The organism is Pseudomonas canadensis, from assembly GCF_030980095.1.
In the GTDB taxonomy this organism is placed as follows: Bacteria; Pseudomonadota; Gammaproteobacteria; order Pseudomonadales; family Pseudomonadaceae; genus Aquipseudomonas; species Aquipseudomonas canadensis.
In genome coordinates, this window is the sequence record NZ_CP133298.1 from 2,415,478 (window position 1) to 2,433,508 (window position 18,031).

21 protein-coding genes are annotated in these 18,031 nt (G+C 60.3%); 11 read left to right on the top strand and 10 right to left on the bottom strand.

All coding sequences use genetic code 11. The features are described from left to right. Window positions 1–49: 49 nt before the first annotated feature. The gene (locus tag RB216_RS11285) at window positions 50–1,858 is read right to left on the bottom strand and encodes a monovalent cation:proton antiporter-2 (CPA2) family protein (protein WP_028619791.1); all 1,809 of its coding nucleotides are present in this window, start codon (window positions 1,856–1,858) and stop codon (window positions 50–52) included. Between the two features lie 186 nt (window positions 1,859–2,044). On the opposite strand from RB216_RS11285, the gene RB216_RS11290 reads away from it, so the two are divergent. Both RB216_RS11290 and RB216_RS11295 read left to right on the top strand, forming a co-directional pair. After that, window positions 2,045–2,350 carry an XRE family transcriptional regulator gene (locus RB216_RS11290; protein WP_028619792.1) on the top strand — a complete coding sequence of 102 codons (306 nt, stop codon included), beginning with the start codon at window positions 2,045–2,047 and terminating at the stop codon, window positions 2,348–2,350. A 32-nt stretch (window positions 2,351–2,382) separates the two neighbouring features. Next, complete coding sequence (locus tag RB216_RS11295) at window positions 2,383–3,279, top strand: LysR family transcriptional regulator (RefSeq protein ID WP_240037330.1); 897 nt, start codon at window positions 2,383–2,385, stop codon at window positions 3,277–3,279. Here the strand turns inward: RB216_RS11295 and RB216_RS11300 are convergent. From RB216_RS11300 to RB216_RS11320, 5 genes are all read right to left on the bottom strand, one after another. Next, complete coding sequence (locus RB216_RS11300) at window positions 3,269–3,670, bottom strand: RidA family protein (protein ID WP_028619794.1); 402 nt, start codon at window positions 3,668–3,670, stop codon at window positions 3,269–3,271. The two genes, RB216_RS11295 and RB216_RS11300, sit on opposite strands and share 11 nt — an antisense overlap. A gap of 82 nt (window positions 3,671–3,752) precedes the next feature. Next, on the bottom strand, window positions 3,753–4,655 hold the full coding sequence (locus tag RB216_RS11305) for an EamA family transporter (protein WP_028619795.1): 903 nt from the start codon (window positions 4,653–4,655) through the stop codon (window positions 3,753–3,755). A 53-nt stretch (window positions 4,656–4,708) separates the two neighbouring features. Beyond that, window positions 4,709–6,613: an asparagine synthase (glutamine-hydrolyzing) gene (gene asnB / locus RB216_RS11310; RefSeq protein ID WP_028619796.1), complete on the bottom strand. Its 1,905-nt coding sequence runs from the start codon at window positions 6,611–6,613 to the stop codon at window positions 4,709–4,711. Between the two features lie 45 nt (window positions 6,614–6,658). Continuing rightward, window positions 6,659–7,618, bottom strand: coding sequence for a diiron oxygenase (locus RB216_RS11315; protein ID WP_028619797.1), 960 nt, complete (start codon window positions 7,616–7,618; stop codon window positions 6,659–6,661). A gap of 79 nt (window positions 7,619–7,697) precedes the next feature. Next, window positions 7,698–8,483, bottom strand: coding sequence for a crotonase/enoyl-CoA hydratase family protein (locus RB216_RS11320; protein ID WP_016977256.1), 786 nt, complete (start codon window positions 8,481–8,483; stop codon window positions 7,698–7,700). Between the two features lie 107 nt (window positions 8,484–8,590). On the opposite strand from RB216_RS11320, the gene RB216_RS11325 reads away from it, so the two are divergent. The 3 genes from RB216_RS11325 to RB216_RS11335 all read left to right on the top strand — a co-directional run bounded on the left by RB216_RS11325 (window position 8,591) and on the right by RB216_RS11335 (window position 12,409). Next, complete coding sequence (locus tag RB216_RS11325) at window positions 8,591–9,388, top strand: AraC family transcriptional regulator (protein ID WP_028619798.1); 798 nt, start codon at window positions 8,591–8,593, stop codon at window positions 9,386–9,388. A gap of 103 nt (window positions 9,389–9,491) precedes the next feature. Then, entirely contained in the window at window positions 9,492–11,045 is a 1,554-nt protein-coding gene (locus tag RB216_RS11330; RefSeq protein ID WP_122726297.1) for a DUF726 domain-containing protein, read from the top strand. Between the two features lie 41 nt (window positions 11,046–11,086). Next, entirely contained in the window at window positions 11,087–12,409 is a 1,323-nt protein-coding gene (locus RB216_RS11335) for an Nramp family divalent metal transporter (protein ID WP_308908703.1), read from the top strand. A 24-nt stretch (window positions 12,410–12,433) separates the two neighbouring features. On the opposite strand, the gene RB216_RS11340 is transcribed toward RB216_RS11335, so the two are convergent. From RB216_RS11340 to RB216_RS11350, 3 genes are all read right to left on the bottom strand, one after another. Next, window positions 12,434–12,811 (bottom strand): type II toxin-antitoxin system VapC family toxin, encoded by a 378-nt coding sequence (locus tag RB216_RS11340; RefSeq protein WP_028619801.1) that lies wholly within the window; start codon window positions 12,809–12,811, stop codon window positions 12,434–12,436. Next, the gene (locus RB216_RS11345) at window positions 12,808–13,167 is read right to left on the bottom strand and encodes a type II toxin-antitoxin system Phd/YefM family antitoxin (protein ID WP_236639999.1); all 360 of its coding nucleotides are present in this window, start codon (window positions 13,165–13,167) and stop codon (window positions 12,808–12,810) included. Before RB216_RS11345 ends, RB216_RS11340 begins: the two co-directional genes overlap by 4 nt. Before the next feature lie 141 nt (window positions 13,168–13,308). Continuing rightward, window positions 13,309–14,241: a LysR family transcriptional regulator gene (locus RB216_RS11350; RefSeq protein ID WP_028619803.1), complete on the bottom strand. Its 933-nt coding sequence runs from the start codon at window positions 14,239–14,241 to the stop codon at window positions 13,309–13,311. 118 nt (window positions 14,242–14,359) lie between these two features. Between RB216_RS11350 and RB216_RS11355 the strand changes: the two genes are divergently transcribed. The 3 genes from RB216_RS11355 (at window position 14,360) to RB216_RS11365 (ending at window position 15,565) form a co-directional block, all read left to right on the top strand. Then, window positions 14,360–14,848, top strand: coding sequence for a DMT family transporter (locus RB216_RS11355; RefSeq protein ID WP_028619804.1), 489 nt, complete (start codon window positions 14,360–14,362; stop codon window positions 14,846–14,848). A gap of 4 nt (window positions 14,849–14,852) precedes the next feature. Further along, the gene (locus tag RB216_RS11360) at window positions 14,853–15,305 is read left to right on the top strand and encodes a DMT family transporter (RefSeq protein WP_068936175.1); all 453 of its coding nucleotides are present in this window, start codon (window positions 14,853–14,855) and stop codon (window positions 15,303–15,305) included. A gap of 89 nt (window positions 15,306–15,394) precedes the next feature. After that, entirely contained in the window at window positions 15,395–15,565 is a 171-nt protein-coding gene (locus tag RB216_RS11365) for a metallothionein (protein WP_016977247.1), read from the top strand. A gap of 29 nt (window positions 15,566–15,594) precedes the next feature. Here the strand turns inward: RB216_RS11365 and RB216_RS11370 are convergent, their stop codons facing one another. Next, window positions 15,595–15,867, bottom strand: a complete 273-nt coding sequence (locus RB216_RS11370; protein WP_068936173.1) for a hypothetical protein — start codon at window positions 15,865–15,867, stop codon at window positions 15,595–15,597. Window positions 15,868–16,013: 146 nt separating this feature from the next. On the opposite strand from RB216_RS11370, the gene RB216_RS11375 reads away from it, so the two are divergent. From RB216_RS11375 to RB216_RS11385, 3 genes are all read left to right on the top strand, one after another. After that, the gene (locus tag RB216_RS11375) at window positions 16,014–16,778 is read left to right on the top strand and encodes an AraC family transcriptional regulator (RefSeq protein WP_028619807.1); all 765 of its coding nucleotides are present in this window, start codon (window positions 16,014–16,016) and stop codon (window positions 16,776–16,778) included. 89 nt (window positions 16,779–16,867) lie between these two features. Then, window positions 16,868–17,041 (top strand): DUF1427 family protein, encoded by a 174-nt coding sequence (locus tag RB216_RS11380; protein ID WP_122684409.1) that lies wholly within the window; start codon window positions 16,868–16,870, stop codon window positions 17,039–17,041. Between the two features lie 30 nt (window positions 17,042–17,071). Next, window positions 17,072–18,031 carry a quinone oxidoreductase family protein gene (locus RB216_RS11385; RefSeq protein ID WP_028619808.1) on the top strand — a complete coding sequence of 320 codons (960 nt, stop codon included), beginning with the start codon at window positions 17,072–17,074 and terminating at the stop codon, window positions 18,029–18,031.

Consider the following 18,031-nt stretch of genomic DNA (forward strand, 5'->3'; position numbering starts at 1 on the left):
ATTGCGCCGTATTCTGTCAGAAAATTCGCAAAATCGTTCACCCGTAGCCTCACACCTTGTCGGACTCTTCCTCAAGTCGGTCCATCTCAAACAGCCGCGCCAGTTCTGCCCGGGCTTCCTGGGCGGTTTGCATCACTTTGGCGGCGTCGTCGTACACCGCGTGTTGTGCGGCCAGCACTTGCAGGTCGTGGTTCTTGAAGCGGGTGATGCGCGCGTCGGCCTGGGCCTGACTCAAACCGAGGCCTACCAACGTGCGGCGGCTCATTTCCAGGCTGGAGTAGAAGGTCTCGCGAATCGGTGACGCGTCGAGGTCCACCAGGCGATGCACGTGTTGGCGGTTACGTGCGCGGGCGATGATCTTCATGTGCGGGTAGAGGTTGCGCACCAGTTCGGCGGTCTTGATGTTGATCTCCGGGTCGTCCATGGCGATCACGAAGAACTCCGCCTGGTCGACTTTGGCCGCGTGCAGGATCTCGGGGCGTTGCGGGTCGCCGTAGAACACCGGCATGCCGCCGAAGCTGCGGGTCAGTTCGATGGTTTCCACCGACGTGTCCAGGGCGATAAACGAGATGTTCTGCGCACGCAGGATCCGCGCCACGATCTGGCCCATACGGCCCATGCCGGCGATGACCACGCGCGGGGCGTCGCTTTCAATGGTGCGGTATTCCTCCGGCACTTCCACCGACTTGACCTTGGGCTTGAACAGCTTCGGGCACACCAGCAGCAATAACGGTGTCACCGCCATGGACAGGGTGATGGTCAGCACCAGGATGTCGTAGAGGTGTGGTTCGAACAGGCCCTGGTCGCGGCCGATCTTGAACACCACGAAGGCGAACTCACCGCCCGCCGCCAGCACCACGCCTAGGCGCAGGGCGCTTTCGCGATTGAGATCACCGACCATGCGGCCCACGGCATACAGCAGCGGCAGTTTCAGGCCAATCAGCAGCAGCGTCAGGCCGATCACCACCAGCGGCGAGCTGAGCAACAGGCTGAGGTTGGCACCCATGCCCACGCTGATAAAGAACAGGCCCAGCAGCAGGCCCTTGAACGGTTCGATCTGGGATTCCAATTCGTGGCGATATTCCGAGTCCGCCAGCAGCAGGCCGGCGAGGAAGGCGCCGAGGGCCATGGACACGCCCACCAGCTCCATCAACCAGGCCGTGCCAATCACCACCAGCAGTGCGGTGGCGGTGGACACTTCGCGCAGCCCGGTCTTGGCGACGATGCGGAACACCGGCCGCAACAGGTAGCGTCCGCCGATGATCACCACCGCGATGCTGCCGAGAATTTGCAAAACATGCTGCAGGCCCTGGGCTTCGGTGGTCGGGTGATCGCTGCCGGCCAGCAGCGGCACCATGGCGATCAGCGGGATCGCGGCGATGTCCTGAAACAGCAGAATCGCAAAGGCCAGGCGGCCGTGGGGCTGGTTCAGCTCCTTGCGCTCGGCCAGGCTCTGCAGGCCAAACGCGGTGGACGACAGCGCCAGGCCCAGACCGAGCACGATCGCACTGTTCCACGACTGGCCAAACAGCCACAAAGCCACCACGCCCATCACCAGGCCCGTCAGCAGCACTTGCGCCAGACCGACGCCGAACACCGCCTTGCGCATCACCCACAACCGCTTGGGCGACAGTTCGAGACCGATGATGAACAACAGCAACACCACGCCCAGCTCGGAAAATTGCGCGACGCTTTGCGGATTGCCCACCAAACCCAGCACCGACGGGCCGATAATCACACCCGCGAACAGATAGCCCAGCACTGCGCCCAGTTGCAGGCGTTTGGCCAGGGGCACGGTCAGCACGGCGGCGAGCAGGAACACCACAGCTGCTTGTAACAGGTTGCCTTCATGGGGCATTGCGAACTCCAGGATCTCTAAAACTAATCAACAAGGGTGTATTAGAGCGCTTTTTACATTTCGAAAATTGTGTTTTTGAGCGGGGTGGGTAGAGACTCAGGTAAAACGCTGTTCGACAGGTTGAATTTATTATTCCTTTGGTGGAATATTTTGTGAGGTCGAATTCTGGTTGGAAGGGTCGTCACCATGCCTAAGAAATTCGCTGAACTGCAAGCGCGCATGACGCCGCAATCCCGTGCCGAAGCCAAGCTGTTGTTCCAGCAGCACCTGCAGGAAATGCCACTGCATGAGCTGCGCAAAGCCCAGCAGTTAAGCCAGGCGAGCCTGGCTAAAGCACTGAACATCAACCAGGCGGCCGTCTCCAAGATGGAGCGGCGCACCGACATGTATATCAGCACGTTGCGCGACTATATCCGCGCGATGGGCGGCGAGTTGGAGATTATTGCCACGTTTCCCGATGGTCAGGTCAAGATCGACAATTTCGCCTGCTGAAAGCGGTTGCAGCTATCCAGAAGGTCATCCTTGTGAACCAACTTCTCGCCATGCGTGCCTTTGTTCGCGTCGTCGAAACCAGCTCATTCAGTCGTGCATCCGACCAGTTGGCGCTGCCGCGCTCCACCGTGAGCAAGCTGATCACCGACCTTGAGAAGCACCTCGGCATCAAGCTGATGCACCGCACCACACGGGCTCTGGCGCCAACGTCCGAGGGGTTGGAGTATTACCAACATGCCCGGCGACTGGTCGCAGAATTGGACGAAGTGGATAGCGCCATCCGTGGGCAAGTCCTCAAGCCCGGCGGGCATCTGCGGGTGGATGCGCCTGCGTCGTTTGCCAATTGCCTGCTGATTCCGGCGCTGGTGGATTTTCATCGCGAGTATCCCGATATCACCATTGCCTTGGGTATCAGTGATCGTTCGGTGAACATTGTGGGGGAAGGGGTGGACTGCGTGATCCGCGCCGGCAAGCTGGATGATATGGCGATGATCGGGCGTAAGGTGACCGACCTGGAGTATTTGACCTGTGCGGCCCCTGATTACCTGGAGCGCCGAGGTGTGCCGCTTTCCCCGGAGGATCTGGCGCTCAACCATCTCAAGGCCGGCTATTTTTTTGCCGGATCCGGTAAGGCGGAGCCACTGATTTTCGAGCAGGGTGACAGGCGCATCGAAGTGGGCGATTGCGCCTATTCCACCAATGAAGGCAACGGCCTCAAGGAAATGCTGCTCGCCGGCCTGGGCGTCGGGCAGCATTTCAAGGCCATCGTTCAATACTACGTGGACAACGGCCAATTGGTCAGTGTGCTGCCGCAGTGGTCGCGTCCAGCCACGCCGCTGCACATCCTCTATCCACCCAATCGTCACCAGAGCGCGCGGCTCAAGGTGTTTGTCGAATGGGTGATCCGCAGGTTCGGGGTCAGGGAATAATCGCGGTCACGCGGATTTCCACGCGCATGGTCGGCAGGCCCAGGGCCTCGACGCCGACTTGCGTCCAGATCGGTGCATGGTGGGGCATGTACTGGCGGTAGTGTTTGACCATCGCTTCGTTGACTTCGGGCGGGAAACCACCGACGTGGTAGGAGTTGACGTGAATCACGTGCTCCCAACTGGCGCCGGCAGTAGCAAGGGTGCGTTCCAGGTTGTGGAACGCCTGGGCGATCTCGTCGGCCAGGGCGGCGGGGATCTTGAACTCATCGTCCCAGCCCCCTTGGCCTGAGGTTTCCACGCGATTGCCGATTTTTACCGCCTGCGAGTAATGCAGGTGCTCGCGCATGTAATCGCCGTAGCCGGAAGTGACAAAAAATTCAGGCGTGCTCATGGTATTTCCTTCGGTTCAGTACAGGACTGGACCCAAGCTAAAGCACTCAATATACAAACAAAATACCGAATTTATGCCATGACTATCTATCCATGTGGACAATCGGCTGCGGTTCCACGGGCGCGAGGTTGGCTGGCCTGCGATACAGGCCTACAGCCAGCCCGACGATGATGATCCCTATCGAGATCAGGTTCGGCGTGGAAATGCGCTCATCCAGAATCAGCATCGAGCTGGTGATACCGAACACCGGAATCAGCAACGACAGCGGCGCCACGGTGGATACCGGGTACAGCTTGAGCAACGAGTTCCAGCCCCAGTAGGCAAAGTGCGTGGCCAGGTACACCTGGAACAGGATCGACAAAACCGCCGTGAGGTCGAGGCTGGCCTGCAAACCTTCGAACGCGGCGCTACCGTGCATCAACCAGGCCGTGAGGAACAGTGGGATCGGCGGGATCAGGCTGGCCCACACCATGAACGAGAAGATCTCCTTCACCCCGGATTTCTTGATGATCACGTTGCCCACGCTCCAGGCCACCGCGCTGAGCACGATCAGCATGACGCCCAGCACCGCGTGGTTACCTTCCTGGGTGGAGATGATTCCCGCCAGGCCGATCAAGGCCAGCACGGCGCCGAGCATCTGCGCGCCACGGATCTTTTCCTTGAACAGCAAAAAGCCCCAGCCCATGGTGAAGAACACGCTGAGTTGAATGATCAATGAGGCAATACCGGGGCTCACGCCCACCTGGATGCCATAGTTGATCACGCCCCACATGCCCAGCCCGAAGATGAAGCCATAGGCGGCCACGTAGCTGAATTTGACGGCGGGACGCTTGATAAAGAACACCAGCGGCAGGGCGGCAAGGGCGAAGCGGATACCCGTGAGTACAAACGGGTCGATGGCGCGCAGGCCGAGTTTGGTGATGGGGAAGTTGACGCCCCATACCAGGGTGACGAGCACGGCAAGAGACAGATGTTTTTTCAGCATGGACCCTCCTTGGGTCAGGCGGCACACCGCGATCGCGAGGTGCCGCCGGGAAGTCAGTTCAAGGCGAAGCGTTTTTGCATCAGGCACAGCCCGGCGATTTCCATCAGCAGGTTGTCTGCCGAAGCGCGTTGGGCGGTGGACAAGCTTGGCAGGGTTGCCAGCAAGGCGCGTACTTTACGCGGGTCGAAGAACGGTACGTTATTCAATGCCGGGCCGCTCAACACGTCGTTGATCATTTCATACAGCTTCGATTGCGGGCTTTCGGATGCCGGCGGGGCGCGGAAGTACTGCTTCTTGCGATCCAGCACAGCCTGGGGCACATAAGGGCGCATGGCTTCGCGCAGCGCGTATTTCTCGGTGGCGCCGCGCACTTTCATGTTCACTGGCAGGCGGCACGCGGCCTCAATCACTTGGTGATCGAGCAGCGGTGGTCGACCTTCCAGACTGCCGGCCATTTCCATGCGGTCTCCCAGGGAGGTGAGCACCACGTTGGGCAGGCTGGACTTGGCCACCATATACAGCGAACGGTTCACCGGCTCCCAGCCGTTGAGCGCCCGTGGGCTCAGGCGATCGTAGAACTCGCGATAGGCATCGGTATTGCTGAAACGCTCACGGAAGTCATCGCTGTACAACTGCGCCAGGGGGCCGAACAGCGCCGACTGGGTTTGCAGCCAGGACACGCCATGGCCGAGTTCGTCCTGCACCCATTTCACATCATTTTTGCCGCCGGGCAGGTAGCGATCTTCGCTGGCATGCAGGCGTCGGCTGAGTTCGGCGATCGCGGTCGGGTCCTGGTTTTCGTGGTTGTACAACACCATGTCGCGACGATAGTGCGGGTAGCCGCCGAAGACTTCGTCGGCACCTTCACCAGTGAGTACGGCGCGCATGCCCTGATTCTGCACATATTTGCACAGCAGGTACTTGGCCACGCTGTGAGCGTTGGCGAAGGGCATTTCGGCGTGCCACAGGGCATTTTCGAAGTTATCCGCCATGTCGGAGGAGTTCACCGACAGCACATTGAGGTGGGCACGGTTATGCCGTGCGGCCACTTCGGCGTACTGGCGTTCGTCGTAGGCCTGCTCACCTTCGAACGACAAGTGGAACGCCTGCAATGGCTGGCCGGTCAGCTCGGTGGCGATGCCGAGCATGGCCGACGAGTCGAGACCGCCACTCAGGCACACTCCGACCGGTACATCGGCATGCAGGCGCAGGCGTACGGACTCTTCGATGGTGTTGCGCAGGGACTCGATCATCTCGGCTTCACTGCGCTGCTCGGTGGCTTGGGCATCCGGGAAGTCCCAGTCCCAGTACTGTTCGGTTTGCAGGCCGCTTTCATCGGCGATGATCCAGCAACCTGGTTTCACGCTGCGAATATTGTTGAACACAGTCCGGTCGCGCAGGATGAAACCGCGATTGGCGTAGGCTTCGTGGTCCCACTGCGCGGGTACACCGGCTGCTAGCAAGGCTTTGATTTCGGAGGCGAAGTACCAGGCACCTTCATGCTCGGTGTAGTACAGCGGCTTGACGCCCACCCGGTCACGCACGGCAAACAGCTTTTTGCGCAGGCGATCGAAGATCAGGATGGTGAATTCGCCGCGCAGTTGCTTGAGGCCGCGTACGCCATGGCGGCGGTACAGGTGCATGGCGATTTCGCTGTCGGACGAGGTCTTGAAGCGGCAACCATCGCTCTCCAGTTCGGCGCGGATGCGTTGATAGTCATAGAACTCGCCGTTGACCATCATCACCAAGTCGCCTTCGTCGGCCACGATAGGCTGGGTGCCGTTACCCAGGCCGACCAGTCCCAGGCGCACATAGCCAAAGGCGGCCTGGCCTTGGGGGTCGAACCATTGGCTGGAGCTGTCCGGGCCGCGATGATGGATTGCACGCAGGGCGGCATCGAACATGTTCGGGTTGAACGCACGAGGTTGTTTGGCAAAGACGCCAATGTATCCACACATGACAATTACTCTATTGAATTTGTATTGATCAGCAGCACGCTGGTTTCAAACGGTGGTGACCGGTTCGCTCATCACTGGCAGCTCAGGCAGCACCGCGTCGGGGTGTATGCCAATGGAGCTGAGAATCTCGGGCATGGCCGAGTAGTCCGCTTCGCCGGTCTCGGTAAATTGAGTCGGTAGTAGCAGCGATTGGTCGCCGAACACTTCGAGCAGTTGCGGCAGGATGATTCGCCACGCCGAAATCTCGCGCATCGGGAAGATCCGGATGGAGTTGGCGATGCCGCGGGTGAACAAGGCGGTTTGCTGCGCGGTGAAGTCTCCGACCACCTGCTGCACGAACAGCGGGAAGATGTGCTTGTGCACCAGCTCGTCTTTTTTGTGCAGGGCCACCACATGGCGAAACACCGGTTGGATCTCCGGCGCGTCGCTGAGGTCGGCCAGGTAGTCGCTGATAAATGTCTCCGAGACCAGCGAGAAGGCCAGGCGGTAGATCTTGAAATCCGCTTCGGACAGGGTGGCCTGGGCCTGGTTCAGGTGGCGGGTCAGTTCCAGCTCCGGCCATTTGATGCGCATGCCACGCTGGGTAATTGCCAGCTCACACATGTTGATCGAAAACAGCGTGTGATAAGCCTCATCCGCCAGGGTTTCGGAAATCGTCGCGGCGCTGGCGGAGCTCAGGCGCGGGCCCAACTGCAGCAGGTCGATGCAGGACGGGCAAATGATTTCGGTTTCGATGGCGATGGTTTTCTGGTTATAGATCACCCAGCCGGCCGACAGGATCAGCAGTTTCAGGGCGTGGGGGTAGTGCTGGTAATGCGGATCATGGGCGAAAGGTAACAGGGCCTCGAGAAAGTCCGGCGCCTGCAGGTCAAGCTGGATATCCGGCCGTTGGGAATCGAGCTTGATCTGTGCGCGTTTGTGCCAGCTGCGTTCGATTTTGATCAATCGTTCATCGGTCGCGTCATTGCTGCGATAAAGATCGTCTTGAGTGCTGTGCTGAAACATGGTTTCACCAGGTTGATAGTGATTGTGAAGGCCATCCATGGTTTGCCGAGGTGCGCTCGGCAACGTTCACGACCGGGAGTTACACCGCTGGCGCGGTCTGGATCTTGTCCTTCTTGCGATCCAGGAAGTCCGCCAGGCGATCCTGTGTGCGGATATCCGAAGACACCACGGCAGCAATCAAGGCTTCCGTCATCAGGCCGTCCTGCTGGCTTTGATCGACAATGCGCGGCAGCACGTGGGTTACCGCGTAGTTGGTCATGGGCAGGTTGCCGGCGATCTTGTGCGCCAACTCGGTGGCCTTGAGTACCGCCTGGCCGACCGGCACCAGGTACTGGGCTACGCCGCGCTCATAGCTTTCCTTGGCGTAGAGCGTGCGGCCGGTGAGCATCATGTCGGTCATCAGGGCGATGCCGGCGATGCGCGGGAAGCGCACCGAGGCGCCGACGCCGACGTACAGGCCACGCATCGCCTCGGGCAGCGAGAAGAAGGCGCTGTCATCCACCACGCGCAGGCTACAGGCCGTGGCGATTTCCAGGCCACCACCGATGGCGGCACCGGTAATGGCGGCGACGACGGGCACCTTGCCGAACTGGATCAGTTCAAAGGTTTTGTGCCATTCGCGGAAGGCCTGGACGTTGTCGATGACCGATTGGTCGCGGATCTCCGACAAGTCCAGCCCCGTGCAGAAATGCTGGCTGGTGCTGTAGAGCACGGCGGCACCAATGCCTTCAGGCATATTGGTGAAGGTATCGCGCAGTTCGTGCATGACTTCCAGAGACATGGCGTTTCGCTTCTGCGGGCGGTTGAGACCCACCATCAGAACGGCGCCGTCTACTCGTACGTCCAAGTAGTTTTTGACACTCATTTTCCGAATATCCCTTCGAGATGAACCCAACTTGGGGAGCGACGATTCTAGGTGGCAGAGTAGTGGCCCGCTTGCTATGTCAGGTCATACTTTGACAAAATCGGGCCATGCCGCCGACCTTCACTTATTCCCCGTACGAACCCGACAGCCCCGAAGCGGTGGTGACGCTGCGCGAGTACCCGTCCGGCACGGTGTTTCCACGGCATACCCATCGCCGTGGGCAGTTCGCTTATGCGTCCACCGGTGCGCTGAAAATGTTCACTGACCTCGGTAACTGGGTCGTACCGCCGCAGCGCGCGATCTGGGTGCCAGGCGGCGTCTCCCATGAGATGCACATGCGCGGTGATGTGGTGATGCTCAATACTTACCTGGACGACGACGCGGCCCGGCGCGCAGGGTTGCAGGACTATTGCCAGGTATTTGGCGTCTCGCCGCTGTTGCGCCATCTCCTGGAGGCGGCGCTGGCGATTGGGCCATCGGCCTCGCCCAGTGTTCGCGATCGCTGCGTGCTGACCCTGTTGATCGATGAAATCGGCGCTATGCCCGAGTTGCCCCTCAGTGCGCCGTTGCCCTCCGAAGCACGTCTGGCTCGTTCTTGTCAGCGCTTCCTCGAAGCCCCGACGCAGAAGATCTCCATCTGCGAGATGGCCGACTGGTCGAGCATGAGCCGACGCACCTTCACCCGTAACTTCCGTGAATGCACGGGCATGACCTTTGTGTCCTGGCGCCAGCAGGTGTGCCTGTTGGAGGCGACGGCGCGGCTCAGTCATGGCTCGTCCATCACCGATGTGGCGTTCGAGTTGGGGTTCAGCAGTTCCAGCGCGTTCACTTCGGTATTTCGCCGCAATCTGGGCGATTCACCGGCGCGTTACCTGGCCAAGTCCAAGGCCGCCTCCCTGTTCTGAAAGGACGAAGAGGCCAATGCAGTACCTTTGCCCCCAGCGGTACGACGTTGAACCCCGCCCTTTGTTACTATCGCCGTCCCTTGTCACCAGGAGTCATTGCCCCATGCAGCACCAGTGGGATGAAATGCACCGCACCCGCAAGCCCACGTTCTTGATGTGTGGTGAGCCCCAGGGCGATGTGCTTAATCTCTATGTCCACGGTTATTCGGCGTTCTTCAACCGACAACAGCTGGGCAGCTTCAAGGCGCAGTTGGCGGGCATCGAAGGCTCCACCAACCTGATGCTGTTCTGGCCGGCGGGGCATTTCCTGGAAAACCTGTTTGCACCGTTCAAGGATGTGATCGGCGCAATGCTGGGCGGCGGCAGCCTGGGCGCGGCGACTGTCGGGGTGGGCAAGGCAATTGCGTATTTCCTCGATCACTACAAAAGCGTCGAGGCACGGGTGGACGAGGTCGCCAGGAGCTTGCTGCCCGAATTGGCCAATTACCTGCACGGCGAGTCCCTGGCAGTCCGGCGTATCAACCTGATTGGCCATTCCCTTGGCGCACGCATTCTGGTCAAGAGCCTGCTCGCCAATCCCGAGACCGCCCGTGAACTGCCATTGGACAATCTGCTGTTGATGGGCGGGGCGATCTGCACGTCGAGCCCGTGGGATGATGTATCGGCGCCGCTCAACGGGCGCGTGATCAATTGCCACTCCAGCAAAGACTGGGCGCTGGCCCTGAAACCGGATACCGAGCGTTGCATCGGCCGCTATGCGATCCCGGTGACGCCGGCGCTCAAGGCCAAGGTCACCAACGTGCACTTGGCGACCTTCGATCATGCCGCCTACTGGCCGCAGTTGCAGACGGTGGTGCAGTACACAGACCTGTTGCACGAGCGGCGCGGCATGATCCGCTCCGACCAGCGCAGCCCGCAGGTGCGTTTTGCCGAAGAGGACGCGGAGCTGTTTCCGGCGCTGGTGCAGGCGCGGCCTGAGGAGTTGAAGTTTCTCGCTGAACTGATGGCGCAAAAGCGCAGTGCGACTATCGACGCCACAGTGCGCGAGCCGCTCAAGCTGGCCATCGAGTTGCAGCGCATGGGCGGCGATACCTTTATGAACCTGGCCCGTGGCCACGGCGTGAGTTACCGCCAGATCGCCGAAGATGTGGTGCAGCGGCTGGGTATCAAGTTCGATGAGCCGCTCAATACCGTCGAATTGGCCGACCTTGAAGCCCAGGTCGCCGAAAAGCTCATCGAGCAGTACAAGGACAAACTCAGCAACGCCGACCGCCAGGTGTTCGACGCCGAACTCAAGGCCGCCGCGCAAAAGGAGCAGGGCTTGTTCAACCGTTTCGATGTCGGCCGATCGGCGACCACCGCGTTGAGCGGCACGGCGCTCGCCGGGTTGACCGGGTTTATCCTGCGTCGTGGCGCGGCCACGGCCATCCCGGTGGTGGGCCAGGCACTGGCCGCAGCGATGCTGCTGGTGAGCGGGGTACGCGCGTTTTCCGGCCCGGCGTATTCAATTACCACTCTGGCGGTGCTGGTGATAGGTGTGATTCGCCAGCGCATGGAGCGTGAAGCGCTGAACCAGGAGATGGACCTTGTGGTGCAAGTGGTCGAAGCGTTCGACTTGCCGCGGGAGACGGTGATGCGCACGGTCGCATCCGACTGATAAGCTGCGTCTCTATCGAGTGTGTTTGCCTGGGATACCGCGTGAAATTCAGCCTGCCAAAAATCGCTACCGCCCCCTTTTGCCCGCCGGAAGTCGCCGGTTCCGTCGCCGTTGACCCCAAGGCTTCGTTCTTCAAGCGCGCGCTAATGTTCGCCGGACCAGGCTTGCTGATCTCCATTGGCTACATGGACCCAGGCAACTGGGCCACGGCCATCGAGGCCGGCTCACGCTATGGTTACAACCTGCTGTTCGTGGTGTTGCTGGCCAGCCTGGCGGGAATGGCGGTGCAGTGCCTGTGCTCGCGGTTGGGCATTGCCACCGGAAAAGACCTGGCGCAACTGTGCCGCGAGCGCTACAGCAAGCGATCCGCACGCACCCAGTGGGTGCTTGCGGAAATCTCCATCATTGCCACTGACCTCGCCGAAGTACTCGGCTGTGCCCTGGCCTTTCACCTGCTGCTGGGGGTGTCACTGACCACCGGCATTGTCATCACTGCCTTCGATACCTTGTTGATCCTGGCCTTGCAGAACCGCGGTTTCCGCCGCCTTGAAGCGATTATGCTCGCGCTGGTAGCAACTATCGGCGTGTGTTTCTTCATCGAACTGGTCCTGATCAAACCTTTCTGGCCGGACGTGTTCAGTGGTTTCACCCCGTCATTGTCGGCCATCAGCGATGCTGCACCACTGTATTTGGCCATCGGCATCCTCGGGGCCACGGTGATGCCTCATAACCTCTACCTGCACAGCTCCATCGTGCAAACCCGGCTGATCGGCAAGGATCTGGCCAGCAAACAGGACGCGGTCAAGTTGGCGCGTATCGACACCATTGGCTCGCTAGCGCTCGCGCTGTTGGTCAACGCCGCGATCCTGGTGCTCGCTGCCGCAGCCTTCCACAAGACCGGCCACACTGACGTGGTCGAGATACAGGATGCCTACCACCTGCTTGATCCGCTGGTTGGTGGTGCCTTCGCCAGTATTCTGTTTGGCGTTGCCTTGCTGGCCTCCGGGCAAAGCTCCACCTTTACCGGCACCATCGCCGGGCAGGTGATCATGGAGGGCTACCTCAACCTGCGTATTCCCTGCTGGCAGCGGCGTTTGATCACACGTGGCCTGGCGCTGATCCCTGCGTTCCTGGGGGTATGGCTGATGGGCGACGATGCCATCGGCAAATTGCTGATCCTCAGCCAAGTGGTGCTCAGCCTGCAGTTGCCGTTCGCGCTGTATCCGCTGATCCGCATGACCGGTGACAAGCAACTGATGGGGCCGTTCGTGAATCGCCTACCCACACGCTTGCTGGCGTGGTTTCTGTTCGCGGTGATCAGTGGGGCGAATGCCTGGTTGATTGGGCAGTGGGTCTTTGGGTAGACACAACGAAGCAATCGGGACGATTCACACCAGGATTGCCAGGGACGTGTATTGGGCGACCTGCGGATCGGCGGTCAATAGCTTCATGGGCTCGCTGATGGCGGTCGCAACGATGAGCCGATCAAACGGATCCTTGTGACGGTGCTCAAGGTCCTTCACCGCGATCGCATGTTCTGAGGTGATGGGCAGTTCGACGAATCCGCTTTCCAGGCAGTACTCACGGATTTCATCCAGATCGACGGTGAGTTTCCCCAGGCCGACCTTAATTGACAGTTCCCAGAATGTTGCAGCGCTGATGTAAATCTCTGCTGCGTTCTCAATCAGCTTCCTGGCTTTGCTGGATAGCTTAGGATCTTCACTCAGCGTCCAAAGCAGAATATGGGTATCCAGCAACATTCTCATAAGCGGTTGCCTTCGAAGGCATCCAGTAGGCCGTCAGGCAAAGGTGCATCGAAGTCTTCAGGAATGACGAGCTTGCCCTTCATTGCACCGATTCTCCGACCCTTGGATTTGCCGACGGGCACCAGCTGAGCCATCGCACGCCCATGTTTGGCAATGGTAATGATCTTGCCGGCGGCAGCTTCATCAACCAGCTTCGACAGATTATTTTTCGCTTCGCCCAGAGGTACGGTTGTCATGTGGTTATCTCCGCATTTTGGCCAAATATAGCCAAAACTACGTGCACTATCAAAGACGGCCAGACCGCTGACTGAAGCGGCTCGCGCAGCGCGCGATTTTTTGGGGTAAGTGAATTCCATTGCAGCTCTCTCAAAAAAATATCGTCAGAGTCTGCCTCAGCATGCAGAGGCCAGAAATACTGGCCCGGAAAATCAGAACGGACCTACCTATTTCTGTAAGGAAATTTCCTTCATAGCGACATTCTTCTCGACTTGGAAAAGTCACCGATCCCAATACGGCACCCCTCCAAAACATTCCACAAAATAATCAATCACCGTCCGCACCTTCAGCGACAAGCGCCGGCTCCCCGGCCACAGTGCCGCAATCTGCTGCGGCTCCAATGTTGTCGCCACGTCGTACTCCGTCAGCACTGCCCGCAAAGCGCCCGCACGCAAACTGTCGCCGATCAACCACGACGGAAACACCACCAGCCCCAGCCCCTGCTCGGCGGCGTAGGTGAGCGTGTCGGCATGGTTGCCGGTGATCGGGCCCTTGACGCTATAAGGTGTCCAGTCGCCCTGGCCCTTGCGGAAAAACCAGCGTTGCTGGCCGGTAATGCCTTTGTAGGCCAGGCACTGGTGGTTGATCAGTTCGTCAGGATGTTGCGGTGCGCCGTGTCGGGCCAGGTAGGCCGGGCTGGCGGCGATGCGGAAGCGTTGAGGGGCGAAGATGCGCGCCTGCATGCTGGAGTCGTTGAGCACGCCGATGCGGAACAGCAGGTCGGTGCCGTCTTGCAGCGGGTCGACATAGGTGTCGGTTTGCTGGATATCCAGTTGCAGCTTCGGGTAACGCCGGCACAACTCGCCCAGCCAAGGAGAGAGATGGCGCTGGCCGAACACCATCGGCGCATTGATGCGCACCAGGCCGCTGGGTTCGCTTTCCTGTTCCTGCAGCGCCTGGCCGGCGGCTTCCAGTTGTTCCAGCATCAACCGCGCATGTCGTCCGAGCAAGCGCCCGGCTTCGGTAGGGCTGACGGCGCGGGTGTGCCGGTAGAGCAGTTGCTGGCCGAGGGCCTGTTCCATCAGTTGGATCTGCCGGGAGATGGAAGAGGGCGCCAGGCCCTCTCGGCGCGCCACTTCGGAAAAGCTGCCCAAGTCCAGTACGGCGACGAATAGGCGCAGCGCCTTGAAGCTCAGTTCATTCAAGCCTTGCATCGTGCCTCCAGGCTGTGCGTTTTGCGCAAAGGTGTTGTTGGTATGCTCCCATTTATCGCACAGGACGGCCACCGGATAATGCTCGCCATCCAATCCTTTGTAGATGTGCAGGTGGTGTATGCAAGCAAGTTCCATCGAGGGCGTGGCGTTAGCCAAGCCGAAAAAAAACGTCCTGCGGCTACTGCTTTTGCCGCTGGTGATCGTGGCTGGCATGGGTTTGTCGGTTGAAGCGGGCCTGCTCGGGCCATTGGGTGTGCAGGTGGGGCATTTGTGGGCGACGCTGAGCATCTTTGGTGTGGGCTCGGCCATCCTGTTTCTACTGCTGCTGTTCAGTGGCCCGCAAAAGGGCCCGGCGTTGTCCGAGTTGCCGCGCTGGCAGTTGATCGGCGGTTTGCTGGGGCCGATCTACGTGGTGGTGCTGACCCTGGCCACGCCGCATATCGGCATCGCGATGACCATGATCGCGATTCTTTCGGGGCAAGTCGGCAAGAGCGTGCTGATCGATCATTTCGGCTGGTTCGGGGCGGCGCGCAAGCGGGTCAATGGCGAGCGCTGGATTGCCCTGGCGCTGATTGTGGTGGCACTTGTTTTGATTGCGCGAGGTTAAGGCGATGAACCTGATTCTGTTACTGGTAGTAGTAGTCGCCGCAGGTGCGGTGTTGAGTGTGCAGGCCGCCATCAATGGTCGCCTGGGCCAGGCGGTGGGTGTATTGCGCGGCAGCCTGGTGACTTTTGGAGTGGGCGCGATTGTCACTGCGTTGTTGATCCTGTTCTTTGAACCCGCCCAGGCAGTGAGCTTGCTGGATGTGCCGAAATGGCAACTCACGGGGGCCTTGTTCGGAGTGGTGTACATGATGGTGATGGTCGGCGCGGTGCCTGTCGTCGGCACGGCGGTAGCGACGGTGGCTGTGATCGTCGGGCAATTGGGCATGGGCATGCTGATCGACAACTTCGGTTGGCTGGGCAATCCGGCGATTGAATTGTCGGGTGCGCGGATTGTGGCGATGGTCTGCCTGGCCCTTGCGCTGGTGTTCATGTACCGCAGCAATACCCGCGCCGACTGACGGTTTGAACCATCGCCGACGGGCCGCAGTCACTCATTAAGGTGCCGGCGCCCGCCGCACCGGGACGACCAAGAAAAAGGAGTCTGACCATGCCAGATAAGACCTGTGCCTGCCCACACTGCAAGTGTGTGCTGGGAGCTGACGCGGTAATGAAGGACGGCAAGGGCTATTGCTGTCAGGGCTGTGCGGAGCACCATGCGCATGGTGAGCCGTGTGCGGCGGCAACCGGGTGCGAGTGCGCCAAATCCGCCAAAGGTTGATGTGTTTGCGGGAGCCGGCCAGCCGGCTCCTATTGGCGTTCGAGTTCGAGCCGCAGGCTATGGTCGGCCAGGTGTCGACGATGCTTCACCACGCCACGGGTACGTCGTCCCTCCAGCGCAAACACCACCGTCTGCGCCTCACGTAGATCGTCCGGCAACGGTTGAAACACTTTCAGTACCGTCCCACCCGCTTGGTGTTGCAAGCTCACTTGGCATTCGACATGCCGGGTAATCGGCCCGAACAGGGTGTCCTGGGTGTAGTCGATCCGTGCCATGCCGTTGACCGGCAGTATTGCATCCATGGTCTCTCTCCTTGATCAAGCCTGTAGCGCACGCTTCCGAGCTGTGTCGGTATAAGCCAATGATCCGCGTGACCCGTAAAAATTCACTCGGATTGTCGAACGGTGGTCATTACCATGGCGGCTCACCCTTGATTGATGTGTACATCATGGCCCTGGCTGCGCCTCCCGACCTCAGTGATCACGCCGTCCCCGTGCAGCCCTTGGCGCGTACCTATCCGCGTGGACTGTACGTTGAGCCCCACAGCCATGACTGGGGCCAATTGCTCTACGCCATGAGCGGCGTGATGTGGGTCGAGACGCCGCGCGAAGCCCTGGTGGTGCCGCCGCAGCGTGCCGTCTGGCTGCCGCCCGGGGTGGAACACGGAATTCGCGTGGTGTCGGATTTGCAGATGCGCAATATCTACTTGCGTCCGGCACTGGCGGCCACATTGGACAGCCAGGTGCAGGTGATCGAGGTCGGTGGGTTGCTGCGTGAACTGATCGTCACGCTGGTGGACCAGGGCGATAACGGCGATGCGGCGTATTACGACGCCGTGGTCAGCCTGGCCTTGCTGGAATTGCAGCGGGCGCGCCGCTCGCAGATCCGCATCGCGATGCCGGTGGATGCCGACCGTCGACTGATCAGTGCGTGCCAGGCGGTCATGGCTGCGCCATCGCTGGAGATTGCTTTCGAACAGCATGCCGAAGCCGCCGGAGCCAGTGTGCGTACCTTGTCGCGGCTGTTTCAGAATAACCTGGGCATGGGCTTTGCCGAATGGCGCCGCCAGGTGCAATTGGCCACGGCGGTGGCGGAGTTGATCCAGGGCCAGCCAGTCAGTGCGATCGCACGCTCCCTCGGCTATTCCCCCAGCAGTTTCAGCGACATGTTCCGCCGCGAACTCGGTATAGCGCCTTCGCAGTACATCGGCTGAGGAGTTGGCCGAAATTCTGAAGCACTTGGCCGATGCTTCAGGAAGGTGCCCTCTACACTGAGCGCATCCACCCACAAGGCGCTACCCCCATGAACTACTTGATTTCCCTCGCCATCGGCCTGTTTGTCGGCGTGATCTATGGCGCCTTGGATTTCCGTTCGCCCGCACCGCCGGCCATCGCCCTGGTGGGCCTGATGGGCATGTTGCTGGGTGAAAAGCTCTGGCCCATGGGGCGACAGCTGGTGAGCACTTGGTTCTCCTGATCTCTTTTTTCACTTCGATGGATATTGGCCATGAAAGCACTGCAATTTTCCGCCACCGGCGACCTCGCCGCCCTGCGCTTCGTTGATGTCGCCACCCCGGTGCCGGCCGCCGGTGAAGTACTGGTGCAGGTCAAGGCCGCCGGCCTTAACCCCAGTGACGTCAAAAACGTGCTTGGTCGCTTTCCCTACACCACTTTGCCGCGCATTCCCGGTCGTGATTTTGCCGGTGTGGTGGTGGAGGGACCGCAGGAACTGCTGGGCCAAGAGGTTTGGGGCACTGGCCGTGACCTGGGTTTTTTTGCCGACGGTTCCCACGCCCAGTACCTCACTGTGCCGGCCAAGGGCGTGGCGCATAAGCCCAGCCATTTGAGTTTTGCCCAGGCCGCCAGCCTCGGTGTGCCCTATACCACCGCCTGGGACGCCCTCGAGCGCAGTGGTGTGACCCAAGGCACGCGCCTGTTGGTGATCGGTGCCAATGGCGCGGTCGGCAGCGCCACCCTGGCCCTGGCAAAAATCCGTGGCGCCCAGGTGCTGGCCGCTGTACGTCGGCCAGAGCAGGCCGAGGTATTGCAGGCGCAAGGTTGTGAAGCGGTTACCTTAGGCAAACCGGAAGAGCTCGGTGCGCAGGTCAATGCGGTATTCAAGGGCGGCGCTGATGTGATCTTCGACACCACCGGTTTCTGGCTGCCGGCGGCCGTTGCAGGTTTGGCGCCGTTCGGTCGCATCGCGATCATCGCCGCGCCGGTGGACGGTCATGTACAACTGCCGGCGCTGGCGCTGTACCGCAAAGGCGGCTCGGTGGTGGGGATCAACTCGTTGCTCTACAACTGCGAGCAATGCGCGGTAATGCTGGAGCAGTTCGGGCGTTTCTTTGATGAGGGCTTGTTGCCGTTGCCCACCGGCCTGCATGAAGTGGCGCTGGCCGATGGGGTGCAGTGCTATGAGGCCGTGAATCAAGGCAGCGCAGACAAAATCATCTTCCTGCCTTGA

What these genes read in the sequence shown, in the direction of transcription:
- RB216_RS11380 (WP_122684409.1), top strand. Translation starts at nt 16,868, where the DNA reads ATGAACTACTTGATTTCCCTCGCCATCGGCCTGTTTGTCGGCGTGATC.
- RB216_RS11285 (WP_028619791.1), bottom strand. Translation starts at nt 1,858, where the DNA reads ATGCCCCATGAAGGCAACCTGTTACAAGCAGCTGTGGTGTTCCTGCTC.
- RB216_RS11320 (WP_016977256.1), bottom strand. Translation starts at nt 8,483, where the DNA reads ATGAGTGTCAAAAACTACTTGGACGTACGAGTAGACGGCGCCGTTCTG.
- RB216_RS11330 (WP_122726297.1), top strand. Translation starts at nt 9,492, where the DNA reads ATGCAGCACCAGTGGGATGAAATGCACCGCACCCGCAAGCCCACGTTC.
- RB216_RS11385 (WP_028619808.1), top strand. Translation starts at nt 17,072, where the DNA reads ATGAAAGCACTGCAATTTTCCGCCACCGGCGACCTCGCCGCCCTGCGC.
- RB216_RS11290 (WP_028619792.1), top strand. Translation starts at nt 2,045, where the DNA reads ATGCCTAAGAAATTCGCTGAACTGCAAGCGCGCATGACGCCGCAATCC.
- RB216_RS11370 (WP_068936173.1), bottom strand. Translation starts at nt 15,867, where the DNA reads ATGGATGCAATACTGCCGGTCAACGGCATGGCACGGATCGACTACACC.
- asnB (WP_028619796.1), bottom strand. Translation starts at nt 6,613, where the DNA reads ATGTGTGGATACATTGGCGTCTTTGCCAAACAACCTCGTGCGTTCAAC.
- RB216_RS11340 (WP_028619801.1), bottom strand. Translation starts at nt 12,811, where the DNA reads ATGAGAATGTTGCTGGATACCCATATTCTGCTTTGGACGCTGAGTGAA.
- RB216_RS11315 (WP_028619797.1), bottom strand. Translation starts at nt 7,618, where the DNA reads ATGTTTCAGCACAGCACTCAAGACGATCTTTATCGCAGCAATGACGCG.
- RB216_RS11375 (WP_028619807.1), top strand. Translation starts at nt 16,014, where the DNA reads ATGGCCCTGGCTGCGCCTCCCGACCTCAGTGATCACGCCGTCCCCGTG.
- RB216_RS11360 (WP_068936175.1), top strand. Translation starts at nt 14,853, where the DNA reads ATGAACCTGATTCTGTTACTGGTAGTAGTAGTCGCCGCAGGTGCGGTG.
- RB216_RS11365 (WP_016977247.1), top strand. Translation starts at nt 15,395, where the DNA reads ATGCCAGATAAGACCTGTGCCTGCCCACACTGCAAGTGTGTGCTGGGA.
- RB216_RS11355 (WP_028619804.1), top strand. Translation starts at nt 14,360, where the DNA reads ATGCAAGCAAGTTCCATCGAGGGCGTGGCGTTAGCCAAGCCGAAAAAA.
- RB216_RS11345 (WP_236639999.1), bottom strand. Translation starts at nt 13,167, where the DNA reads ATGGAATTCACTTACCCCAAAAAATCGCGCGCTGCGCGAGCCGCTTCA.
- RB216_RS11350 (WP_028619803.1), bottom strand. Translation starts at nt 14,241, where the DNA reads ATGCAAGGCTTGAATGAACTGAGCTTCAAGGCGCTGCGCCTATTCGTC.
- RB216_RS11325 (WP_028619798.1), top strand. Translation starts at nt 8,591, where the DNA reads ATGCCGCCGACCTTCACTTATTCCCCGTACGAACCCGACAGCCCCGAA.
- RB216_RS11300 (WP_028619794.1), bottom strand. Translation starts at nt 3,670, where the DNA reads ATGAGCACGCCTGAATTTTTTGTCACTTCCGGCTACGGCGATTACATG.
- RB216_RS11305 (WP_028619795.1), bottom strand. Translation starts at nt 4,655, where the DNA reads ATGCTGAAAAAACATCTGTCTCTTGCCGTGCTCGTCACCCTGGTATGG.